The organism is Acidithiobacillus marinus (genome assembly GCF_002847505.1).
GTDB classification, from domain to species: domain Bacteria; phylum Pseudomonadota; class Gammaproteobacteria; order Acidithiobacillales; family Acidithiobacillaceae; genus Acidithiobacillus; species Acidithiobacillus marinus.
The window spans coordinates 16,504-32,137 of the sequence record NZ_MXAV01000020.1; the positions used below are offsets into that span (position 1 = coordinate 16,504).

Below are 15,634 nucleotides of genomic sequence, written 5' to 3' on the forward strand. Positions count from 1 at the left end.
ATGCTGAAATATAATAATAAGGTGCTATCGAAGAAAGGATTTTTTGTTCCGTCACAATAACCCCTACAGAAGAAGATTTAAGCAAATATTTTCGTAAAACAAGATAACATACAACACCGGATATAGCCAAATGCTACAGTTTTGTAAGTTGCGGTAAAGCCACTAAAAACCCGCGCCCTCCGGCGCGGAAAACCAATTTCCCTGCAAGCTTTGTCCCCTCTTGACTGGACTAGCTGGCTAAAGCGCGACGGGCACTGCGTTTCAACAAAGGCAGCGCCATTTTTTGCAGGGCGGGGGGGAGCGATACCGGCTTGAGCAGCATTTTGATAGCCATTTCAAAGGGATAATGGCGGCTGACCCAGTCACCCATCCGTTCTCGAAATGCCGCAAAATCCTTGCCGGAAAAGGTCTGCCCCGAGTTTTTCACTTCAAATGCACTTTTGATGGCGAGATAACTGTCTTCCTGATCTGCTTCAGAGACTCTTTTCCAGAGTTCCCGTCCAATGCGCCAACGCGAATTTCTTTCGCGGCGCTGGTATTCCCTAAAAAATTTGTAGAAGTGCTTGTAATGATGCACTTCATCGGCACGAATACGTCCTGCCAGCAAGCGGAGCACCGGTTCCGGACTGGCTGCCTGAATCATGGTGTAGAAACTTGCAGTACCGGTTTCGACGACACAGCGAGATGCCATTTCCAGGGCCTGAGTGGGTCCCAGCAAGTCTGTCTGACAATAGGGCTGGTAGGCTTTGACGAAGCGCCGATATGCCCGGTCCCAGTCAAAATCTGGCCAGACCTCCAGTACATAGGTTTTCAGAGCCAAACCGTGCTGGACTTCTTCCTGTTCCCACTGCTGGTTGAGCCAGGTCGTGGCGGGAAGGTTTTCTTGAAAGTATTCCACCAGATTACTGGCATAAAGATCAGAGAGCGTTTCGACAAAGGAGGCTCCAGCCAGCAGATAAAACCAGTCTGGTTGATCTTGGATGCTGGCTTTTTCGATATTGGCATAGGGAATATCCGCAACCGACCAGGTCGGATGTGTTCTAACGGCGTGCATGAATTGTGTCTGTCTCCTGCGCATGAAATACCATCGGATCAATTATCATAACCCATATCCGGGTCGTTGACTCCAGCCAGGGCAAAAGCAGCCTCTCTTTTCAGGCATTGAGGGCAGAAACCGCAAGCTGGCGTGCGGCCGAGCAGACAGCTGTAGGTTTTCGCCCAGGGAACACCCAAGGCGTTACCGTACTGAATGATAGCGTCTTTGCCAAGATGGATGAGGGGTGTTTCCAGTTGCAGGCCCAGGCTGCCCAGGGTGTCGTGTATGGCGTTTTGAAAGGCCGGTCGGGAGCAGGTGTCGACTGCTGCATCATCGGCACTCAGTCCGATGACGATGCGCTTGATGTTCAGGTTGCTGGCAATGGCCGCAACTGCTGCGATAGCCACAAAATTTCGATGGGGCAGGGGAACGTGATAGCGCGCGGTGCGCAGGGCGCCGACGGCATTCCCGAAGGCCGAAAGGTCATAGCGTTGTGGATCGATATGCAGTTGTAAACTCAGCGTTTGCACTGCCTGCCACTCTTGCCGGGCGGCACGCTGCGCATAATCCAGGAAAACGGGTTGGGGATTTTCCTTTTGGGCGAGCTGGAACAGCAGCGTACTGCTTTCTATGCCGCCGCTCATGAGCAGCAGGCATCTGCGGTCTGGTGACATTGACTCAGGCTGGCGTATGATCGTTGCGGTTTCGGAACGGGTATTCATGGGGGCTAAAGATAACATGAGTTCATGTATAAGGGTGCATCCTGCGAACCCCCAGCGGCGTCTGCTAGAGCCGGTACTGGATGTGTTGCGCAGCGGTGGATTGATGGTTTTTCCGACAGATACCTGTTACGCCTTGGGTTGTATGGTAGGCGCCCGTGAAGCCCAGGAGCGTTTGCGGCGGATTCGACAACTGGATTTGCAGCATGATCTGTCTCTGCTTTTTTCAGGCATTTCCCAACTGGCTGAGTATGCCAAGCTGGATGACCGTGCCTTTGCCTTGCTGCGCAAGGCGTTGCCGGGACCCTACACGTTCATTCTCCCGGCGACCAAAGATGTGCCCCGGCGTCTGGCGGACCCCAAAAAACGGAGTATCGGGGTGCGTATTCCTGCGCACCCCATTTGCGAACTGCTCCTGACAGAACTGGGTGAACCTTTGATGACTTCGACCTTGCAACTTCCCGATGCGGAACTGCCCTTGACTGATCCGGAAGAAATTTGTGCGCTTTTGGGGAATCAGGTGGATACGGTCATTCTGGCGGAGCCGGGACGGGCCAAATGTTCAACCGTGATTGATTTGCTGCAATGGCCGCCTCAGTTGCGGCGCAAAGGTGCCGGAGATCCTTTGGCCCTGGGCATCGAAGCCTAAGTTCTGCCCGTGGCAGCATTAGGTAGCCGATAGCCCCTGCTGATATACTCTCGGCCATGTTTGATCTCACGCATTTTATCCGTACTCTGGCAATTTGGGCGATTCCGGTGCTCTTTGCCATCACCGTACATGAGGTGGCCCATGGTTGGGTGGCCTGGAAGCGGGGCGATCCTACCGCCATGCTCATGGGTCGTCTGACGCTGAACCCCGTAAAACACATTGATCCATTCGGAACCATTTTGCTGCCAGGTATATTGTTGCTCTTTCATTCCCCTTTTCTGTTTGGTTATGCCAAACCGGTGCCGGTGAATTTTGCGGGTCTGAAAAAGCCCAAAAGTGATATGGTCTGGGTGGCGATTGCCGGTCCCGCAGCCAATTTGTTGATGGCTATTTTCTGGACGGCGGTGCTGTGGTTGGGCGGGCATTTGCCCGGGGCTCTGGCTTATGTGGCCGAGCCCATGCAGTTGATGGGCGAGGCGGGCATTATCATCAATGTCATTCTGATCATTTTCAACCTGATTCCGATTCCGCCGCTGGATGGAGGGCGAGTAGCGGTTGGCCTGTTGCCCGCTTCCGCCAGCATCGCCCTCAGCCGGGTGGAACCCTACGGATTTATCATTCTCATCGTGCTGCTGTTTACCGGCATTTTGTGGTCCGTGCTGGGACCTTTGTTTTTATGGATTTATCATTTTTTTCTGGCAGTAGGTGGCGGATCATGAAAGAAATCATCGTGTCGGGAATGCGTCCTACCGGACGTCTGCATATTGGTCATTACCACGGTGTGCTGAAAAACTGGGTGCGTTTGCAGGATGAAGGGGAATGCTACTTTTTTGTCGCTGACTGGCATGCCCTGACCACACATTATGAAACTACTCAGGGCATTTCCATGGCCGTCTGGGATATGCTGGTCGAATGGTTGGCGGTGGGCATAGACCCGGAAAAGGCGGTGCTTTTCATTCAGTCCCAGGTGCCCCAACATGCCGAATTATCCTTGCTGCTCGGGATGCTGACGCCCTTGTCCTGGCTGGAACGGGTGCCGACCTTCAAGGATCAGCAGGAAAAACTCCGGGAACGTGACCTGGCGACTTTCGGTTTTCTGGGGTACCCCTTGTTGATGACGGCCGACATCCTCCTTTATGCAGCCCAGCAGGTGCCGGTGGGTGCCGATCAGGTGGCGCATCTGGAAATCAGCCGGGAATTGGCGCGGCGTTTCAATAGCTTTTACGGGCGGGATGCAGAAACCCAGGAGCTGGTTGATAAGGCTTTGAAAGCTATGGGAAAGAACGCTGCCAAAACTTTTGCGCGCTTACAGCAGCGTTTTCAACAGGATGGGGATATGCTGGCGGTCACTGAAGCCGCTGATTTTCTCCGGCAGCAGGCGGGCTTGAGTCCGGCGATGCAGGCCCAGTTGCTGGCCCATCTGGAAGGAAAAGGTCGGGAAATCCTTCGGGAACCCCAGGCTTTGTTGACCGAAGCCTCCAAATTGCCGGGGCTGGATGGTCAGAAAATGAGTAAATCCTACGGCAATACGATTCCGTTGCGGGAGGACCCTGCCGTAATACAGAAAAAAATGCGTACCATGCCCACGGACCCTGCCCGCGTTCTGCGCACCGATCCGGGGACTCCGGAAAAATGTCCGGTATGGGGTTTTCATCAGGTTTATTCCAGTCCGGAAACCAGACAATGGGTCAGGCAGGGCTGTACCAGTGCCGGGATTGGCTGCGTGGAATGCAAGCAGCCGGTGATTGATGCCGTGCTGGCAGAACTGGCCCCCATGCGCGAGCGGGCGGAGTACTGGGCGGCACGTCCGGAACAACTCCGTGAAATCGCCCATGCCGGTGCGCAACGCGCCCGCCACAAGGCCGAACAGACCATGGAAACAGTGCGGGCAGCGATGGGCTTGGCCCACGCGCGGGGTATGGGCTGAGTACTGCGGGCATGAGCACAGCCCATGGACCCGCAGGACAGGGCGTGCAGGTGCATGGCCAGCCTTTGGAAGCTTTGCCCGAGGGGTTGTTCATTCCACCTGATGCCTTAGAACTGCTGCTCGACAGTTTTTCCGGGCCTCTGGAGTTGCTGCTCTGGTTGATCCGGCGGAATCGCATGGATATTCGCGACATTCCGGTGGCGGAAGTCACCCGCCAGTATTTGCTGTATTTGCAGGAAGCGCGACGGCGCAATCTGGAATTGGCGGCAGAATATCTGCTCATGGCCGCCTGGCTCGCGGAAATCAAGGCGCGTATGTTGCTGCCCGCGCCGCCAGCTGGTGATGAAGAAGAGTTGGATCCCCGTCTGGAGCTGGTCCGGCGTCTGGAGGCCCTGGCGCAGGTGCAGGCCCAGGCGGAAAATCTGCAGCAATTACCACGTGCCGGTCAGGACTTCTGGATGGCTGCCGCCATGGGTCCCGAACACTGGCCGTTGCCGCCACCTTTGTTGACTTTAGAGAATGTTGCCGGGACCTGGTTGCGTATCCTGACACGCCCGAAGCCCGATGAAATACCGGCACATACGCTTTCCCAACCGCAAATGGGCTTGCGCCAGCGCATGGTAGACCTGCTGCGGCACTGCCGTCAGGATGCTTCCCGCGCCTGGTATCTTGCAGAATTACTGCCAGATCTGAATCGCCATACCTTGGCCATATCCTTGTTGGCCATTCTGGAGCTGTTGCGGCAGCAGGCTTTGCAACTGCGGCAAGAAGAATCGCTGGAATGGCAGGTACAGATCGCAGTGCAGGAGATTCCGGCCCATGCGTGAAGCCCTGCTGGCCTTGTTTTTGTCCAGTGCGGAATCCTTATCCCGCGAACGTCTGGCGGCTATTTTTGGGGATGATCCCGCCTATGTGGGTTGGGAAGCGGCCTTGGATATACTGTTGGCAGCGGGAGAGGGGCCCCTGCAACTGATATCTGTCGCCGGAGGCTATCGCCTGCAGATTCACCCCCGGCATCGTGATCTTCTGGTTCGCTTGCATGTGGATGCTCCCCGCCCTTTGTCCAAAGCGGTGCTCGAGACCTTGGCGGTCATCGCCTATCAGCAGCCGGTTACCCGGCCGGAAATCGAGCACTGGCGGGGGGTTTCGGTGAATGCCCAAATCATGCAGCAGCTCCAGGAGCTGGGCTGGGTTGCGGTGGTGGGGCATCGGGAAACGCCGGGACGTCCAGCGCTTTGGGCAACAACCTCAGAATTCCTGCAACATTTTGGTCTGGCTTCTCTGGAAGATTTGCCGACGGTCATGCTGAGTAAATAGAAAGATTATTTTAATATTAGAAAAAACTTATTTGACGACCTGGTAATATGGTCGCATATTTCTTGATAATTTGTTGATGACGGGTCTGTATATAGATGCCGACATCCGCACTGAGTGAGATGTGGTCAATAATGTGATGAGGAGCAGACCAATGGCACATGTAGTGATTTTAGGAGCAGGAACAGGCGGTATGCCCGCAGCCTATGAAATGAAGGACGCCCTGGGTTCCGGGCATGAAGTGACGCTCATTAGCGCCAATGATTATTTTCAGTTTGTGCCCTCCAATCCGTGGGTGGGCGTGGGTTGGACCAAACGCGACGATATTGCATTCCCCATTAAACCCTATGTGGAACGTAAAGGGATTCATTTTATTCCCCAGCCAGCTGAAAAAATTGATGCCCAAGGGCAGGAAATTACCTTGGCTGACGGTAGCAAGGTGCATTATGACTACTTGCTGATTACTACTGGACCCAAGCTGGCTTTTGAAAATGTCCCTGGCTCCAATCCCCACGAAGGTCCTGTCCAGTCCATATGTACGGTGGATCATGCCGAAAAGGCCTTCCAGGACTATCAGGCGCTGCTGGCCGAACCCGGTCCTATTGTGATTGGTGCCATGGCCGGCGCCAGCTGCTTTGGTCCCGCCTATGAATACGCCATGATTGTCGCTTCTGATCTGAAGAAACGCGGTATGCGCGACAAGATTCCGTCTTTTACCTTTGTCACCAGTGAACCCTATATCGGCCATCTGGGTATTCAGGGCGTCGGTGATTCTACGGGTATTCTTACCAAGGGCCTGAAAGAAGAGGGCATTGAAACCCATACCAACTGCAAGGTCACCAAAGTCGAAGACGGCAAGATGTTCATCAACCAGGTCAATGATAAGGGGGAAGTGACCAAGGAGTTTACTCTGCCCGTCAAGTTCGGCATGATGATTCCTGCTTTCAAGGGTGTTCCTGCAGTAGCCGGTGTGGAAGGACTGTGTAATCCCGGTGGCTTTGTGCTGGTAGATGAACATCAGCGCAGTAAGAAATACGCCAATATTTTTGCCGCCGGTATTGCCATTGCCATTCCTCCGGTGGAAGCTACCCCCGTTCCTACCGGTGCTCCCAAAACCGGTTATATGATTGAATCCATGGTGTCTGCTGCAGTACACAACATCAAGGCCGATCTGGAAGGACGCAAAGGTGAACAGACCATGGGTACCTGGAATGCCGTCTGCTTTGCCGATATGGGGGACCGTGGTGCGGCTTTCGTCGCCCTGCCGCAGTTGCGCCCCCGTACGGTAGATGTGTTTGCCTATGGTCGCTGGGTGCATCTGGCCAAGGTGGCTTTTGAAAAATATTTCATCCGCAAGATGAAAATGGGTGTTTCCGAGCCTTTTTACGAAAAGGTCTTGTTCAAGATGATGGGCATTACCCGCCTGAAGGAAGAAGTGCCGCCGCATCGCAAGGCTTCCTGATCCTGATCTGATTGGTTATATCCTGAAGACCCCGCCTTGAGCGGGGTTTTTTGTAGGGTTTGTGCGGCAGACAGGATATGATGGCGCACTCGCTTGGTCGCTTATTCAAGAACCGGGTATGTTTGGAGAAAATGGATACATGGACGAAAAACTACAAAAAGTGCTGGCACGATTTGGCCTGGGTTCGCGGCGCTTGATGGAGCAGTGGATTACCGCAGGCCGTATTCAGGTCAATGGCCAAATCGCAAAGCTGGGCGACCGGGTCACCGCCCAGGATAAAATTGCTGTGGATGGTGAAGCGTTGCGGATACCTTCCTGGGTGCGCCCCCGATTGCGCGTCTTACGTTACCACAAGCCAGCCGGGGAGCTGACAACCCGCAAAGATCCAGAAGGTCGTCCGACGGTGTTTGATCGCTTGCCGAAATTGCGGGGAAGTCGTTGGATTGCCGTCGGCCGCCTGGATTATAACACCGAGGGCTTGCTGCTGTTGACCAATGACGGTGATCTGGCGAATGCCCTGATGCATCCCCGTGCAGGTATTGAGCGGGTCTATGCTGTGCGTACCCTGGGCGTGTTGACCGCAGAGCAGGAAAACACCCTATTGAAAGGCATAGCCCTGGATGATGGAGAGGCCCGTTTTCTGCAAATCGAGGACGCCGGCGGAGAGGGAGCCAATCACTGGTATCACGTAACCTTGGCGGAAGGGCGCAACCGCGAGGTACGGCGCATGTTTGAAGCTTTGGGCATGGCGGTCAGCCGCTTGATCCGGATACGCTATGGCGTCGTGGAAATGCCGCGACTGCTCAAAACCGGTTATTTTGATGAGCTGCCTGATGAGGAAAGGGAGAACCTGCTGGCGAGCGTACACTGGGTGAATCCGGCGTCTCGTTCCTGATACAAAGTACCGTCATAACGTCAATGTAATATTATTGAAACAGGTGTAAGTAATGTGATAAATTGAAACGGATTATATTTTTGGGGGATGGTGTCAATGGATTTTCAGCACGCATCAGCAACTTCGCCAGCAAGTTTTGCCTCCAGTCACAGTAAAGCAGGCCGGAGTAACCAGGCTGCAGATACTAAGGCTGATGAAGAATCGGTTTTACATGTTTCATGGTTTACTCTGGTTGTATTTATCGTTGTTTCAGAGCTTACTGGATTTGTAATGAAACTACTTTAAAGTATGATAATATTCATTCAGAATTTCCCAGGCACCAAAAATAATTTTGGTGATGACGTAAGCAGAAAACCATAATACCAAAAAGCGTAATATACTTATCAGTAAGGGAACCCACACGGGTAATCCGTCTTGTGCGGATAAGGGTTGCGGTAATAGGCCCCACTCAGCCGCAAAAATAGCCAATAGCCAGGTAATGGCCCAGCTTTTAATCGCCCCTTTTTTGGGTGACTGAAATTTTTTAGTCTCTTCTATATTCAGAGTGGGTTCTGACTTTTTCTGCTTTTTAGCCATGCTGTTCCGGATCCGGTTGCATCAATGGCCCATAATATGATCACGTAATTTATCCAGTTGTTGTTGCACCATGGTACTCAAGCTTTTCAACTGTTCTGCACCTTTATGTACGGCTGAATTGTCGCCTTTTTTCATGGCATTGATAATGGCAATACCAAGCTTGTGCACCTGCGGATGAACCTGTTGTACGGCAACAAAGGCCTCGGATTGACCAATCGGGGTATCCACCATGCTGTCCATCCATTGCCCCAGACGGCATTGGTGGTGATCTTTCAAAGTGCTGTCATCCATTTCGGCATTAGGATGACCTATGGCTTCCAGAATTTTATTGACCCATAGTACGTGATCCGATTTTGCCACGGTCAAACGGGTCGCCAGAGCCGGTTCTCCCTGGGTGGCTGCTTCACTTCCTTGAACAAGGGCTTCTTGAACCTGATCCAGATTGTGGCGAATACCCTTGAACTGCTGAGTAAATTGCTGCATGGATTGTTGCAAGGCATTCATATGTGTTCCCATGGCTTCAGCGGCGGTAATTTCCTGAACGCTGCCATGCACAATGCTTTCAATGTTGCCACGCGTTTTCTGGGCGGACTGATTGGCCATGCCCAGCACTTCAGCTACTGTTTCAAGAGAGTCTCCACCGCGACGCAAATGGACGATACTGGCGCTCACCCCTGATTCCACCTGTATGGCCCCTTTGTTGATGGTGGTGGCCGAACTGCGAATATCCGCCGCAGCCCGAGCAGAACTCTGGGCCAGCTTTTTCACTTCGTCAGCTACGACCGCAAAGCCGCGTCCATGTTCCCCGGCGCGAGCGGCTTCAATGGCGGCATTGAGGGCCAGCAGATTGGTCTGCTTGGCAATTTCCTGAACTTTGGCAGCCAGTGTGGTAATGGTGCGGGTTTGTTGCAGAAAAGCCTGGACGGTTTCCCCCATAGCGGTCACAGACTGTTCGACAAGATCCATTTCGCCAATGAGCTCAGACAATCTTTCGTTACCCATTTGTACATCATGCAGAGTCGCTTCAGCCAGTTCCTGATTGGCTCCCACACTCTCGGCTATATGACGTACCGCAGCCACTACTGCCTGAGCCTGATCGACCAATGCTTGACTGTCCTGCTGAGCGCTTTGCAGGTTTTTGTCAAAATTCATGCCCAGCAGATGACTGTCAGCGGTTTTTTCCAATGCGACCACCTGATGATCCAGGACGCGACAGCCCTGCCAGAGACGGGCTTTTTGCCAGTCACAGATGGGCGTAATGGTTTTCGCGAGTTCAGGATCCTCCTGAATGAGCCGGGCTGTGTCAGCGTCTCCGTCCAGACAGGCGGAAAACAGGGAGAGTAGCGTTGGGTTTTCGGTAGACATGGGGTAGCCTCTTCAAGATACGGTTTTTAATGAGGACGAATGACGTTGGTGATGGCACGAGCGAGATCATCGGGCAAAAATTTTGCCACATAGCCATCGGCATTGACGCTACGCGCGTGGGCCTCATTGGCGGTACCCGACAAGGAGGAGTGAATGACTACTGGTACATCGTGAAGCGCTTCGTTTTCCTTGATGCGCCGGGTGAGAGTGAAGCCATCCATCTCCGGCATTTCCAGATCGGTCAATACCATGGCGACCTTGTCATGAAGCGGGATACCCGCCACTTTCGCATCCTGGGCCAATTGCTGTAGTCGCTCCAGGGCTTCTTTCCCGGTTTTGGTCCCGATGAAGGCCAATCCCAGGCTTTTCAGGGTTTTTTCTATTTGATTGCGGGCCACGCCAGAATCGTCCGCGTAGAGGATCACGGCGCCTTTGGGGATTTCTACTGCATGTTGCTGTACCAGCTCATCTCCAGCCTTGAAACGGGAGGGCAGCACCTGGCGGAGAATGTGTTCCACATCCAGCACCAGGGCCAGACGCGCTTTTTCTTCATCTTCATCAAGCCTGGCCAGACTGGTGACCAGGCCCCCTACGGAAGCACCTTCCGCCGAAAGTACTCGACTCCATTCCAGGCGGACTATTTCTTCCACATCTTCCACAGCGAAACCTTGCACGGAGCGCTCATATTCCGTGACGAGAAGAATATTTAATCCTTCGGTTTTACAACCGACTACTGCAGGTAAATTAATGACAGGGATGATTTGCCCGCGAATATTGGCTACCCCCATCACATGCTCGGGAGCGCCGGGCATGGGCGTGATTTTAGGCATGACCAACGCTTCCCGCACCTTGAACACATTGATGCCAAATAACTCACGACTATTGGTGCCGGGATCTGAGCCGAGGCGGAATACCAGCAGTTCGAACTTGTTGGTACCTGCCAGTTGGGCTCGTTCATCCACTTCCCGTAATAACTGATTCATGATGTAGTCCTCACTGACTTTCCTGAAGGGTGGTGTTCAGCGCATCCAGTTGTTGAAAAATCCTGTCACGATTCCCCAAAACTTGCTGTAGCATTTGCTGAGATCGTTCCTTGTCCCCTGACTGATGGAGAGCCAGAAGTTCTCTGGTGCTTTGATGAAACTTTCGATGCGGTTCTGCCAGAGCGATAAATGCGGCATCCTTACCCAGTAGTTGAGCACCAATACCGTCATACCAGCGGCCCAGCGTGCAGCTATGATGATCTTTGAGATCTTCCAAACGCAGGCTGTGCTGATCTCCCAGTAACTCGTTCTGCAAGCGCTGCACAACAATTTCATGCCTTTGGCGGGCTGCAGTCAGGGTCATGGAAGCCGCCAAAGTACGCAACTTTTTAATTTCATACTGCAAATTTTTGGCAACATCCCCAGACTGCTGCGCCTGAGCCTGGTTTTTCTGGGCTGCTTCATCAATATGCCGCGCGGTGCTGGTGACGGCAGTAATATTGTTTTGCACTTCGTCTGTAGCTTCTTGCACTCGGCGGGATAGGTTGCGGACTTCATCGGCCACTACGGCAAATCCCCGACCATGCTCCCCGGCTCTGGCCGCCTCAATGGCGGCATTCAGTGCCAGTAAGTTGGTTTGATAAGCAATATCACGAATAGTCTGAGCGATCTGTCGAATGGAGCTCACTTCTCCTATCAGCGATTTAGTGGCCTGATGATTGTCATCAATGGATTTTGCCAGCAGAAGCAGGTTCTTGTTGACGGTTTCCATGGCCGTTGCCGTTTCAGCAGCAGTATCGGTGAGCATCTGGGCATTATGCGTAGCTTGCTCGGAGCTGAGGTTGGAAAATTCTACTATCCGGCGCTGAGCACTCAAATCTTGCCAAGAAGCATGATAAGCAATGGGCGTTCCGGATGTATCACGCAGAACAGTAAATTGTAGTGCGAAGGTGATGGTCCCCAATCGCAGTTCTGCCTGGTGGCTTTGAATGCTTCCTTTGGCCAAATCCCGAAAAATCTGCCGAATCCGCTCTGGATCTTTGTGAAATTGATGAATGGAATGATTGAGGGCATTACGGACATCTGCACCACGTAATAATGGATTTAGTTGATCATGATAAAAATCCATGATTTTTTGTGCACTCGGATTCATGTAAAAGATGCAATTTTCCATGGCAGCATCGGCTTCGCAGAGCATTTCCAGGGTCGGCAACGGATCCAGCAGTGCTTGCGCATACTCTTCCAGGGTTGATCTATCCATAGGGTTATTCCATCCAGTGATTAAATGATGGCCGTGCCGACAGTGAGCTTGTCGAACCAGTCCAGAAAGCGTTTGACGTTATCACCACTGTATATGGCCCCATGCTGCGGACACAGGTATTGAATATCCATCTGGCTGACCCGCTCTATCCAGTTTTTCTTGGCAGCATTGGAAGGCATCCAGCGTTCGTGAAAATATTTGGCCTTGCTGATATGTTCTGCAAATGCCCGCCCGGTTTTGTCGCGCCGATCCACCCAGGCATCATGACCGGGAGGTAACAATGCCGCCCCTACATCGCCTGAAAAAAGAATTTTTGCTTCTGGATCATAGAGGTGAAAATTGGCGGAGGAATGCAGGTAATGCGCGGGAATAAACTCCAGGCGTCTTCCACCGATAATGATACTGCCACCGGTATCCTCGATATTTTGCAGGGGAGCATCCAGAGCCCCGTAATGCCGGATAAAGCCTTCCCAGAGCTTGGGGATATGCCATTCCATTTTTTCATTACAAGCGTGCCAGAGGGGCAGACTGGAGGCGATATCGGGATCCTGATGCGATACAAAAGCCGCTTTCAGGCTGGAAGGTGGTACGGCTTCGACCAGTGCGGCAAACACCTGAGGAAATATCTCAAAACCACCGGGATCCAGGATGATGGTTTGCTCATTAGATTCGATGACATAGACGTTGGAATCAATGACACGATGTTCATCCTGATCGTAAATAATCCACCAGCGGTGACTGCCTGCTTCAAAGATGGGTGCTGCTTTCATGTTCCAGACTCTCCAATTGGTGACGATAGCTGCGAATCGCCAGTGCGACGGTGCGGACGGCTTCGCCCATTTCTCGGGATACCCGCATCAGGGGGGCTCCAGTGCTTTCTGCCAGAGCGGCTTCAATGCGGCCATTGGTGACCACATATTCCTGCTCTTCAATACCTTCCTGAAGCAGCTGAACCATCTCCAGAAGCCTTTCCAGTACTGCCTTTGCTTCAGCTTCTTCTTCCACAATGATTATTTGCCATTTTTTTTGGGTACTGCGCAGGCCTGGGCAGTGTTTTTCATGATCTGCGTTATGCGCGAGCATCTGCTCAAAAGAATCAGAAAAGCGTTGATGCTGCAAAATACGCATATAGGCTTCGATGAGCGGGGCAATGCTTTCCTGGAGATGTGCAGCGGAGTCCTTGAGGGTGGCGGCGCGCTCCCGAAAAGCCTGGGCTACGACCCCATATCCAGCCAGGGCATTACCATGCCGCTTCACGAGAACCATGGCGTTGAGGGCGCGGCGGTCAATTTCCCGCAAGGCTTTTTCGATGCTTTGACGCGCGGCAAAAGAAGCATCTACAACTCCCATGATATGCTGAATATTCATCAGGCAGCTCCTATGCAGGGCGTGTTTTTTGTTGTTGGATCGCTGCTGTGATCAAGCACATGATTCACCAGGGCATTGGCGTCGAGAATCAGCACGACATTGCCCTTACCGGAGATCGTCGCGCCCTGATACCAGTTTTGTTCAGCAAGAAAATCTATGGGCTTAACCACTGAGTCTTCGTTCCCCAGTACTTCGGAGACCATGAATAGTCCACGCTCAGTCAGTACGCCTTCAATAGGCTCGGAACCTAATCGGAGCGAGCGTTCGTGGAGTAAGGCACCCAAGTCGACAATGGGTACGACCTCAGTACCATCCACCCGATAGACCGTACGTCCACTCATACGATGTATGCGGGTTTTCTGTATATCCAGCAAACTTTCGATACTGGAAACCGGGAGGGCATAGATCTCTCGCCGCAAACGTAGGTAAAGTACCGGAAGTACAGCCATGGTCAGCGGGAATTCCATGGAAATGCGAGTTCCCAATCCGGGGCGAGTCTGAATGTCCAGACGGCCACGCAGCTTGCGGACGGTCTCCTTGACTACATCCATACCCACACCGCGTCCGGAGATGTCGGTGACCTGGTCGTTGGTGGAGAATCCAGGTCGGAAAATCAACTCCACTGCTTCCTGCTCCGAAAGTCGAGCACCTTGTTCGGCACTAATAACGCCCTTATCGATGGCTTTCTGAATCACAAACTGGCTATCAATGCCGCGACCATCATCGGAAACATCAATCCTGACCTTGTCACCAAGGTGTATGGCAGCTACGCGTATTTTGGCGCTTCGCGACTTACCTGCGGCCTGGCGCGCTTCAGGAGATTCAACCCCATGATCCAGACTATTGCGGAGCAGATGGGTCATGGGACCGGAAAGTGCATCGACAACCGCTTTGTCGATTTCTACATCTTCTCCGACAATTTCCAGGGCAACCTCCTTGGAGAGTTGTCGGGATGCATCGCGAACCACTCGAGGCAGCTGCTGAAACAGTCGCTTGCAGGGCTGCATCCGCAAGCGCATAACGGTACTCTGAATGTCGTTTACCGTGAGATCGACTTCTCTGGCGATACGCAGCATGTCTTCATTTTCTTCGCCGAGGCTGCCAATGGCCGAACTGAGGCGATTGCGCAGGAGAACCAGTTCTCCGACCTGGTTCATCACGGCATCCAGGCGAGCTGCATCGACCCGCAGGGTAACATCCGCAGTCTCCTGAGTGCCGGGACTGCCACGCACAGCTGCCGGAGCCGCCGGTTGGGATGTTGGAGAAGGTGGAGCCGCTGGACTTGGGGCAGGGGCAGTCTGTACCGAAGCAACTGGTGGATTGCCTGGCGCTGCGGTCACCGGCAGATCTTCCGCACCTTTGGGCGAAATTTCTGTATCAAAGCCCGGGGCTTTGTCACCATAGAGCTGATCCAGTACCTGTTCAAATTCTTCCGGAGAAATCTCATCACTGGCAGCGCATTGGCTTTCCGGAGGGGGGGCATAACCGGGTGCTTGCGTTCCATAGAGTGCGTCAAGTGTGGCTTCAAATTCTTCTGCGGAAATTTCGTCTGATCCCGTGTCAGGGGAGGGTGTTGCGTCAGCGCGTTCCAGAAAAAGACCTGCTTGCCCATCGGCTGTGGCGCGTTGGCTGACCTTAAGGGTCGCTTCTGGTGCAGTACAAGCGGGAAGGGTGGGCTGCAAGGGTTCCACTGGAGTCGTTCCAGCTGCCAGTTGACGAATGATACCGCTCAACTCTTCTGGTCCTGGCGCAGGATATTCCCCATTGGCGAGTTGCTGCAGCATATCATCGATGACATCCAGACCCCGCAAAATGGCATCAATCATTGGGCCGGTAACAGTCAAAGTATGGGAACGCAGCTTGTCGAGCAGATCTTCCAGATGATGCGTCCAGTTGACCAGATTTTCGGCTTCGAGAAATCCCGCTCCGCCTTTCAGGGTGTGGAAAGCACGGAATACTGAAGCCAGAACATCGTCATTACCCGGATCAGACTCCAGACGCAAGGTGTCGTCCTGGGCCTTTTCCAGTAGCTCCCGGGCTTCGGGTAAATAATCCTGCAGAATTTCCATATCCATGCTT

Annotated in this window: 17 protein-coding genes and 1 pseudogene; 8 read left to right on the forward strand and 10 right to left on the reverse strand. The window is 53.1% G+C overall.

Annotated elements, in window-relative coordinates; genetic code table 11:
• Positions 1 to 229 precede the first annotated feature (229 nt).
• Together B1757_RS05335 and B1757_RS05340 are read right to left on the reverse strand one after the other, a co-directional pair.
• Positions 230 to 1,054, reverse strand: a complete 825-nt coding sequence (locus tag B1757_RS05335; RefSeq protein WP_101537332.1) for a ferritin-like domain-containing protein — start codon at positions 1,052 to 1,054, stop codon at positions 230 to 232.
• Between the two features lie 38 nt (positions 1,055 to 1,092).
• Positions 1,093 to 1,680 carry a 7-cyano-7-deazaguanine synthase gene (locus B1757_RS05340; protein ID WP_172437614.1) on the reverse strand — a complete coding sequence of 196 codons (588 nt, stop codon included), beginning with the start codon at positions 1,678 to 1,680 and terminating at the stop codon, positions 1,093 to 1,095.
• Positions 1,681 to 1,726: 46 nt separating this feature from the next.
• Between B1757_RS05340 and B1757_RS05345 the strand changes: the two genes are divergently transcribed.
• The 8 genes from B1757_RS05345 to B1757_RS15050 all read left to right on the forward strand — a co-directional run bounded on the left by B1757_RS05345 (position 1,727) and on the right by B1757_RS15050 (position 8,287).
• Entirely contained in the window at positions 1,727 to 2,404 is a 678-nt protein-coding gene (locus tag B1757_RS05345) for an L-threonylcarbamoyladenylate synthase (RefSeq protein ID WP_253253724.1), read from the forward strand.
• 56 nt (positions 2,405 to 2,460) lie between these two features.
• Complete coding sequence (locus B1757_RS05350) at positions 2,461 to 3,123, forward strand: site-2 protease family protein (protein WP_101537335.1); 663 nt, start codon at positions 2,461 to 2,463, stop codon at positions 3,121 to 3,123.
• Positions 3,120 to 4,331, forward strand: a complete 1,212-nt coding sequence (locus B1757_RS05355; protein WP_101537336.1) for a tryptophan--tRNA ligase — start codon at positions 3,120 to 3,122, stop codon at positions 4,329 to 4,331. Before B1757_RS05350 ends, B1757_RS05355 begins: the two co-directional genes overlap by 4 nt.
• A gap of 11 nt (positions 4,332 to 4,342) precedes the next feature.
• Positions 4,343 to 5,158 (forward strand): segregation and condensation protein A, encoded by an 816-nt coding sequence (locus tag B1757_RS05360; RefSeq protein ID WP_101537337.1) that lies wholly within the window; start codon positions 4,343 to 4,345, stop codon positions 5,156 to 5,158.
• A complete protein-coding gene (gene scpB / locus B1757_RS05365; RefSeq protein WP_101537338.1) occupies positions 5,151 to 5,648 on the forward strand; it encodes an SMC-Scp complex subunit ScpB in 498 nt (165 codons plus the stop codon). The genes B1757_RS05360 and scpB overlap by 8 nt, the downstream gene beginning before the upstream one ends.
• Before the next feature lie 151 nt (positions 5,649 to 5,799).
• On the forward strand, positions 5,800 to 7,107 hold the full coding sequence (locus B1757_RS05370) for a sulfide:quinone oxidoreductase (protein WP_101537339.1): 1,308 nt from the start codon (positions 5,800 to 5,802) through the stop codon (positions 7,105 to 7,107).
• Positions 7,108 to 7,246: 139 nt separating this feature from the next.
• On the forward strand, positions 7,247 to 8,002 hold the full coding sequence (rluB, locus tag B1757_RS05375; protein ID WP_253253725.1) for a 23S rRNA pseudouridine(2605) synthase RluB: 756 nt from the start codon (positions 7,247 to 7,249) through the stop codon (positions 8,000 to 8,002).
• A gap of 96 nt (positions 8,003 to 8,098) precedes the next feature.
• Positions 8,099 to 8,287 (forward strand): hypothetical protein, encoded by a 189-nt coding sequence (locus B1757_RS15050; protein ID WP_143484225.1) that lies wholly within the window; start codon positions 8,099 to 8,101, stop codon positions 8,285 to 8,287.
• On the opposite strand, the gene B1757_RS05380 is transcribed toward B1757_RS15050, so the two are convergent.
• From B1757_RS05380 to B1757_RS05410, 8 genes and pseudogenes are all read right to left on the reverse strand, one after another.
• Entirely contained in the window at positions 8,279 to 8,578 is a 300-nt protein-coding gene (locus B1757_RS05380; protein ID WP_101537340.1) for a hypothetical protein, read from the reverse strand. The two genes, B1757_RS15050 and B1757_RS05380, sit on opposite strands and share 9 nt — an antisense overlap.
• A gap of 21 nt (positions 8,579 to 8,599) precedes the next feature.
• Positions 8,600 to 9,943, reverse strand: a complete 1,344-nt coding sequence (locus tag B1757_RS05385) for a methyl-accepting chemotaxis protein (RefSeq protein ID WP_101537341.1) — start codon at positions 9,941 to 9,943, stop codon at positions 8,600 to 8,602.
• Positions 9,944 to 9,969: 26 nt separating this feature from the next.
• A complete protein-coding gene (locus B1757_RS05390) occupies positions 9,970 to 10,926 on the reverse strand; it encodes a chemotaxis protein (protein WP_101537342.1) in 957 nt (318 codons plus the stop codon).
• Positions 10,927 to 10,936: 10 nt separating this feature from the next.
• Positions 10,937 to 11,290, reverse strand: a complete 354-nt coding sequence (locus tag B1757_RS16170) for a CZB domain-containing protein (protein WP_253253734.1) — start codon at positions 11,288 to 11,290, stop codon at positions 10,937 to 10,939.
• A 66-nt stretch (positions 11,291 to 11,356) separates the two neighbouring features.
• Positions 11,357 to 12,187, reverse strand: a pseudogene (locus B1757_RS15910) (methyl-accepting chemotaxis protein); the annotation flags it as partial.
• 20 nt (positions 12,188 to 12,207) lie between these two features.
• Positions 12,208 to 12,957 carry an oxygen-binding di-iron domain-containing protein gene (locus B1757_RS05400; RefSeq protein ID WP_101537344.1) on the reverse strand — a complete coding sequence of 250 codons (750 nt, stop codon included), beginning with the start codon at positions 12,955 to 12,957 and terminating at the stop codon, positions 12,208 to 12,210.
• Positions 12,935 to 13,555: a hypothetical protein gene (locus tag B1757_RS05405; protein ID WP_101537345.1), complete on the reverse strand. Its 621-nt coding sequence runs from the start codon at positions 13,553 to 13,555 to the stop codon at positions 12,935 to 12,937. Before B1757_RS05405 ends, B1757_RS05400 begins: the two co-directional genes overlap by 23 nt.
• Positions 13,555 to 15,630, reverse strand: coding sequence for a chemotaxis protein CheA (locus B1757_RS05410; protein ID WP_101537346.1), 2,076 nt, complete (start codon positions 15,628 to 15,630; stop codon positions 13,555 to 13,557). The genes B1757_RS05405 and B1757_RS05410 overlap by 1 nt, the downstream gene beginning before the upstream one ends.
• Positions 15,631 to 15,634 lie beyond the last annotated feature (4 nt).

Bases quoted from the DNA above. Each gene is read 5' to 3' on its own strand.
- B1757_RS15050 (WP_143484225.1), top strand. From the start codon at position 8,099: ATGGATTTTCAGCACGCATCAGCAACTTCGCCAGCAAGTTTTGCCTCC.
- B1757_RS05385 (WP_101537341.1), bottom strand. From the start codon at position 9,943: ATGTCTACCGAAAACCCAACGCTACTCTCCCTGTTTTCCGCCTGTCTG.
- B1757_RS05355 (WP_101537336.1), top strand. From the start codon at position 3,120: ATGAAAGAAATCATCGTGTCGGGAATGCGTCCTACCGGACGTCTGCAT.
- B1757_RS05345 (WP_253253724.1), top strand. From the start codon at position 1,727: ATGATCGTTGCGGTTTCGGAACGGGTATTCATGGGGGCTAAAGATAAC.
- scpB (WP_101537338.1), top strand. From the start codon at position 5,151: ATGCGTGAAGCCCTGCTGGCCTTGTTTTTGTCCAGTGCGGAATCCTTA.
- B1757_RS05410 (WP_101537346.1), bottom strand. From the start codon at position 15,630: ATGGATATGGAAATTCTGCAGGATTATTTACCCGAAGCCCGGGAGCTA.
- rluB (WP_253253725.1), top strand. From the start codon at position 7,247: ATGGACGAAAAACTACAAAAAGTGCTGGCACGATTTGGCCTGGGTTCG.
- B1757_RS05335 (WP_101537332.1), bottom strand. From the start codon at position 1,054: ATGCACGCCGTTAGAACACATCCGACCTGGTCGGTTGCGGATATTCCC.
- B1757_RS05405 (WP_101537345.1), bottom strand. From the start codon at position 13,555: ATGAATATTCAGCATATCATGGGAGTTGTAGATGCTTCTTTTGCCGCG.
- B1757_RS05380 (WP_101537340.1), bottom strand. From the start codon at position 8,578: ATGGCTAAAAAGCAGAAAAAGTCAGAACCCACTCTGAATATAGAAGAG.
- B1757_RS05390 (WP_101537342.1), bottom strand. From the start codon at position 10,926: ATGAATCAGTTATTACGGGAAGTGGATGAACGAGCCCAACTGGCAGGT.
- B1757_RS05400 (WP_101537344.1), bottom strand. From the start codon at position 12,957: ATGAAAGCAGCACCCATCTTTGAAGCAGGCAGTCACCGCTGGTGGATT.
- B1757_RS16170 (WP_253253734.1), bottom strand. From the start codon at position 11,290: ATGACCCTGACTGCAGCCCGCCAAAGGCATGAAATTGTTGTGCAGCGC.
- B1757_RS05350 (WP_101537335.1), top strand. From the start codon at position 2,461: ATGTTTGATCTCACGCATTTTATCCGTACTCTGGCAATTTGGGCGATT.
- B1757_RS05370 (WP_101537339.1), top strand. From the start codon at position 5,800: ATGGCACATGTAGTGATTTTAGGAGCAGGAACAGGCGGTATGCCCGCA.
- B1757_RS05360 (WP_101537337.1), top strand. From the start codon at position 4,343: ATGAGCACAGCCCATGGACCCGCAGGACAGGGCGTGCAGGTGCATGGC.
- B1757_RS05340 (WP_172437614.1), bottom strand. From the start codon at position 1,680: ATGAGCGGCGGCATAGAAAGCAGTACGCTGCTGTTCCAGCTCGCCCAA.